The organism is Kitasatospora sp. NPDC059146, from assembly GCF_042786665.1.
In the GTDB taxonomy this organism is placed as follows: domain Bacteria; phylum Actinomycetota; class Actinomycetes; order Streptomycetales; family Streptomycetaceae; genus Kitasatospora.
In genome coordinates, this window is the sequence record NZ_JBHZCY010000007.1 from 1 (window position 1) to 5,251 (window position 5,251).

Below are 5,251 nucleotides of genomic sequence, written 5' to 3' on the forward strand. Positions count from 1 at the left end.
GGTCCAGCATGCTGCCGAGAGCGGACTTGCCCCCTCTGTGACCCCGGCCACGGCCCGTGGCCCGTCGTTGCCCGAATGGCCTCGATGAACCTCATGGTCGCCTACGTTGGACCGCTGATGATCCTCGACTCCGACCGGAGCGCCGACGGCCCAGAGGAGCAGCCAACCCCGGCCCATGAGCGTCACACGGACGTGGTGACCACCCGGGGGTTGGCCGAAAGGAGCCTATGGGGCCCGCCCTGCCCGGCAGAGTGCGGGAGTGACCTCGACACCCAACCTGGCCGCCCCCGCCCGCCGACGCCGCCACGCGAAGCTGATCGCCGCACTGACCTCGCTGATCGGCGCTTGCGCCGAAGCCGCGGGTGCGGTGTACGGGCCGCTCGCAGCCGCCTCGCCCGACCAGGAGGTCGTGGAGGTGGGCCTCCTGCCGGTCGTCCAGGTCTGCCTCACCGCCGCTCCCCTGCTGGACATTGCCCGAGCCGAGGACTCCGCCCGGTGGCCTGCCGCCGTGGCCCGGGAGCAGGCGCAGGCCCGGCAGACGTACGCCACGCGGTGCGCCGTGGCGCAGGCGCAGCAGTTCGCGGAGCAGGCTGACCCGTCTGTTGGGCACGGTGTCCCGCTGCTCACGGTGGAGCGGTCTGCCTGCGTGGACCTGGTGGGGGCCGGCATCAAGGTCGCCATGCGGTGGCTGGACGATCCGCGGGATGCGGCCGCCCTGGTGGGCGAGTTGATGTCCGGCGGCGAGCTCGCTGCGGACGAGATCCTCGATGAGGCGGTCGATTTCGCGGTGCTGATAGGCCTGCTGGCGCTGCAGGAGGCACGCGCCGCGTCGGATCCGAGTACGGCGGCTGAGCTGTGCCTGGGCGCCGTCCGCCACATCTCGCTCGCGATTGCCCTGGCCAGCGCCGACCTGGCCTGAGCCGACCAGCGGCGGGCTCGCTCAGCTGCCGGTGTGTGCCCCGGGAGCGCGCGGTCCGCTCCGCCTCCACCCGGTGTTGACGCCTTGGTTACGGGTGGCGGGGTTTCGTCGTGTCCGCGCCGGATCCGGACGACGCCGGGCCTTCGCCGAGGAGCTCGGCTGGAGGGCTGATGGCGGCTACGCTCCGCGGCCGGGGGCGGGAGCCTGGGCATGTCGGCATTGTTCGTTTACCCTGGGCGCCGAATTGATCACACAACTGGTGTGACTGAGGGGGGTTGTGGGGATGCCAGGGTTCGGAGTGAAACCGCAGGACCTGCGGAACGCGAACACCGCCGGTCGTGCGGTGGCGGCAGGGGTCCGACAGGACTGGAAGCAGGACTTCGCGCAGACGCCGGAGCTGGCCCTGCCGAACTGGCAGTTCGTGGACCCGGCGAAGAACGCGATCCAGCACCTGGCCAGCTACGTCGAGCGCGTGGCCACCACGACACTGGAGGACGCGTCCGACACCCTGGGCAGCATCGCCGACTCCTACGAACACGCCGATACCAAGGCGGCCGTATCGCTGGGAGCGGCACCGGAGGGCCAGGGCTGATGGCGTACTACTGGGGGATGCTCAAGACCGCCGACTTCGGCGGCCTGACGACGACCGCGCACGCGCTGTCCACGTTCGAGGGGCACTTCAAGCACCGGATCACGGACTGGCAGAAGATGCTGCGGGACCTGGCCGACTGCGGCTGGCACGGTGAGGCCCAACAGGCGGCGGACAACGCGCTGCGCAACCGGACCAGCCAGCTGTACGTCCTGGAGCAGCTGATCGAGGACCTGCGCATGATGCTGACGGACGCCGCCGACAGCTTCGTCATCCTCCAGGCGCGGCAGACGACGCTCGTCGAGACGGCGGCCGCCAGCGGTCTGCAGATCCTCGACGGGGACGTCGACACCGTGCCGACGGTGCAGATCCTGCCACCAGGCAAGGGCGACGAAGGCGGGCGGCACGACCCCGAGTGGCTCAAGGCGATGGAGACGGCCCGCGACCGGCTCGCCAAGGAGGTCGGCGACCTGTCGACGGAGGTCAAGAGCGTCGACGACTCGGTGGCGGCCGCCCTGAACAGGATCGGCCACACCTTCCAGACCGGGTGGGCCGTCCTGCCCAGCGACGCCGTGGCGGAGGCAGACAAGGACGCGGCCGCGATCGACAAGGCGACGGAAGGACGGATCGGCGTCCCGTCCGCGCTGGACCCCGCCGGCAACGCCAGATGGTGGGCCTCCCTGCCGGAGTCCACACGCCAGCAGCTGATCCAGGACCACCCAGGAGACATCGGAGGCCTGAACGGCCTGCCCGCCGCGACCCGCGACCAGGCCAACCGGCTCTACCTGCCCCAGCTGCGCGAGCAGATCGCCAAGGACCTCAGCGACCAGAACCCGTCCCTGCACGCGAACCCGAACCCGCACACGACCCAGGCCAACCTGGACGCCCTGGACGCCCTCCAGAAGCAGGTCGACACCAAGACGGCCCCACCCCAGCTGCTGCTCGGCCTCGGCGACCCGACGACCCGCCCGTACCCCTCGGCGAGCGCCGTCCTCGCCTACGGCAACCCCGACACCGCCACCAACATCGCCGCCTACACACCGCCGAACCCGGCCGCGGGCACGCTCGCCGCCGACGCCGCCACCGCCCGCGGCCTGGCCGCCGCAGCGACAAAGGCGGACCCGGCCAACCCCACGGCAGCACTGGTCGTCGTGAGCCTGGGCGCACCCGGCGACCCGGGGCTCACACCGTCCTCGGTTCCCGGCCGGCCGCTGCGCAGCGGCGCGGCCCAGGGCGTGCTCGACGGGCTGGCGGCCTCGCACCAGGGAAGGAGCCCGAGCGTGAGCGAGGTCTCCGCGGTGCCGCAGGGGCAGGGCTCGGGGTTCGCGGTCGCGCGGGTGCCGCTGGACCGGTACGCGACCAATCTGCCGGACCCGGTCACGCCGGACACGGTAGTGGCCAGGACGCCGGGCGGCATCGAGGACCCGGCCTCCCACCACGCCATCGTCAATGCGATCGTGGGCCGCCGGTAGCGGCTCTTTTGCAGGGCCTGACCGGCCCCGCGCGGGTTCGCCGGTGCTGCGGCCCACGCGGGGCCGACGGCGTGCGCGGGGGCTTGCGGCCACCGGCGGGCGAGGTGGGTGGGCAGTCGTTCGTAGAGTCGGGGCCGTGAAGAGCACTTCGGAGTCCTGGCCGGGCGTGCCCTACCCGTCGTACCTGCCGCCGAGGGCGGTGCACGAGGAGTTGGAGACGAGTCCCAGTTCGCCACGGCGGCCGAACTGTGGCTGCTCTGCCTGGATGCGGGGGACGGGGCCGCGGTTCTGCCGATCGTACGGACCACCTTCGGGGCGGACGGGACCCAGGTGGGCAGGACCGTGACAGTCCAGGGCGCGAGGACGCCGCTGGTGCGGTACAGGGTCGTGGAGCCGGGCGGGGCGCTCGACGAGCTGCTGACGCCAGCCCCGGCTGCCGGCTGCGAAGGTGGCGCGACTACGGGGTCCGGCCCGGCGGGTGCGGACGTACCTGATCGGCATCGAGGAGCCCCCGCTGGTGAAGATCGGGAGGACCACCGGTACGACTCGGGCGCGGTTGTCGCAGCTGCAGGTGGGTCAGCCCGGTCAGCTCGGCCTGCTGCTGGACGTCGAGGGCGACTTCGAGGCAGCGCTACCCGGAGTGCACGCAGCTGCGCCAGGATCGGGTCCGATCTCGGGTTGACCCTACCGGCCGTCGGGCTCCGTGCCGGGGTGGAGGTGGTGCTGTGCGCTCCCCGGGAGCCCCCACACGCCCTCTACCGTCCGGTGCCGGGGTGGGTGAGGATGAGCGGCTGAGCGTGTCCCGTACCCGATCGAAGGGGAAATGTCGTGGGAGACCATTCGAAAAAGTCGCCGGATCCGTCGACGGGCAAGCCCCCGCCGGACAACGCCGACGGCAAGGTCGAGCCCCCGCCGCCGCCCGCCGGCAAGCACAAGAAGCAGTGAACGACGACGGCTTGGCCGGATACCGCGTACGCCTGGACGCGGAGATGGAGGAGGGCGGGCAGTGGCCGGCCGATTCGCCGTGGCTGCGCGAGGCCGTCGCCGCGCTGCCCCGGGACCGGTTCGCGCCGGATCGGCTGTGGCGCTGGGACGGCTGGGCGTACGTACCCCTCGACAGAACGGTCGACCCGGACGGCTGGGCGAGCGAGGCGTACGGCGCGGTCGACTCTCCGGCGATCACGCAGCTCACCGGCGGGGTGCCGTCGTCGTCGCTGTCGGCGCCCGGGGTGGTGGCCGACATGCTGGACAGCCTGCAGTTGGAGCCCGGGCACCAGGTGTGGGACGTCGGCACCGGCCAGGGCTGGACGGCGGCGCTGTCCGCCTGGCGGGCCGGCCCGGGCCGAGTGGTGTCCACCGAGGTGGACGAGGACCTGGCCGCGTTCGCCCGCGGCCGCCTCGCGGCCGCCGGGCTGGACGTCGAGGTGCGGGTCGCCGACGGCTCCCGCGCCGGGTCGCCCGGTGCAGAGCAGGTCGACCGGCTGCAGGCGACCTACGCGGTGGAGGCGGTGCCGTGGTCCTGGGTGGAGGCGGTCCGGCCGGGCGGACGGATCGTCTACCCGTGGGGCCGGCTGGGGTACGTCGCGCTCACGGTCGCCGAGGACGGCGCGAGCGCGCGCGGCTGGGTGCACGGCCTCGCGCAGTTCATGGGCGACCGCCACGGCCCGGCCCAGCCGGGCAGCGGCCCGGCCGCGCACGCGGCGGTGCGCGCCGGTGCCGATCCCGAGGCGCAGCGGGTGCTGGAGCGCGACCCGGCGGGCCTGGCCGACTGGGGGGTGCGCTTCGCCCTGCGGGTCGCCGTGCCCGACGCCGTGCTCTTCACCGACGACGGCCCGGACGGTGCGGTCACCCTGGTGCACGACGGCGCGCACTCCTGGGCGGAGATCGGGCCGGACGCGGACGGGCGGCCGGTGCTGCGGCAGGGCGGGCCGCGCCGGATCGGCGACGAGGTGCTCACCGCGTGGGCGCAGTGGGACGGGCTCGGCCGGCCGGACCTGTACGACTACGGCATCACGGTCACCCCGGAGTCCCAGTGGGCGTGGCAGGGCAGTCCGGACGGCCCGCGCTGGCCGATCACGCAGCCGGCCCCGGCCCGGTCCTGACCGGCGCGGGCCGTACGGGCCCGCAGCAGGGCCGCCGTGAGAAAGCGGGCGGTGGGGCCGGGGGGGGGGGGGGGCCCCCCGGCCCCCCCCCCCCCCCACCCGCGCGGAAACCCTCTGAACCAGGAACGGCCGGGCGGGGGGGGGGGGGGGGCGCGCGGTGGGGGGGGCC

The 5,251-nt window shown here is 73.8% G+C and carries 4 protein-coding genes; all 4 read left to right on the forward strand.

The genetic code is table 11. The features are described from left to right. Positions 1-259: 259 nt before the first annotated feature. The 4 genes from ACFXPX_RS04395 (at position 260) to ACFXPX_RS04410 (ending at position 5,082) form a co-directional block, all read left to right on the forward strand. Entirely contained in the window at positions 260-919 is a 660-nt protein-coding gene (locus ACFXPX_RS04395) for a hypothetical protein (RefSeq protein WP_380522343.1), read from the forward strand. Positions 920-1,217: 298 nt separating this feature from the next. Next, positions 1,218-1,511, forward strand: coding sequence for a hypothetical protein (locus ACFXPX_RS04400; RefSeq protein ID WP_380639572.1), 294 nt, complete (start codon positions 1,218-1,220; stop codon positions 1,509-1,511). After that, positions 1,511-2,980 (forward strand): hypothetical protein, encoded by a 1,470-nt coding sequence (locus tag ACFXPX_RS04405; protein ID WP_380593415.1) that lies wholly within the window; start codon positions 1,511-1,513, stop codon positions 2,978-2,980. Before ACFXPX_RS04400 ends, ACFXPX_RS04405 begins: the two co-directional genes overlap by 1 nt. Before the next feature lie 941 nt (positions 2,981-3,921). After that, positions 3,922-5,082, forward strand: a complete 1,161-nt coding sequence (locus ACFXPX_RS04410) for a protein-L-isoaspartate O-methyltransferase (protein WP_380593416.1) — start codon at positions 3,922-3,924, stop codon at positions 5,080-5,082. Positions 5,083-5,251 lie beyond the last annotated feature (169 nt).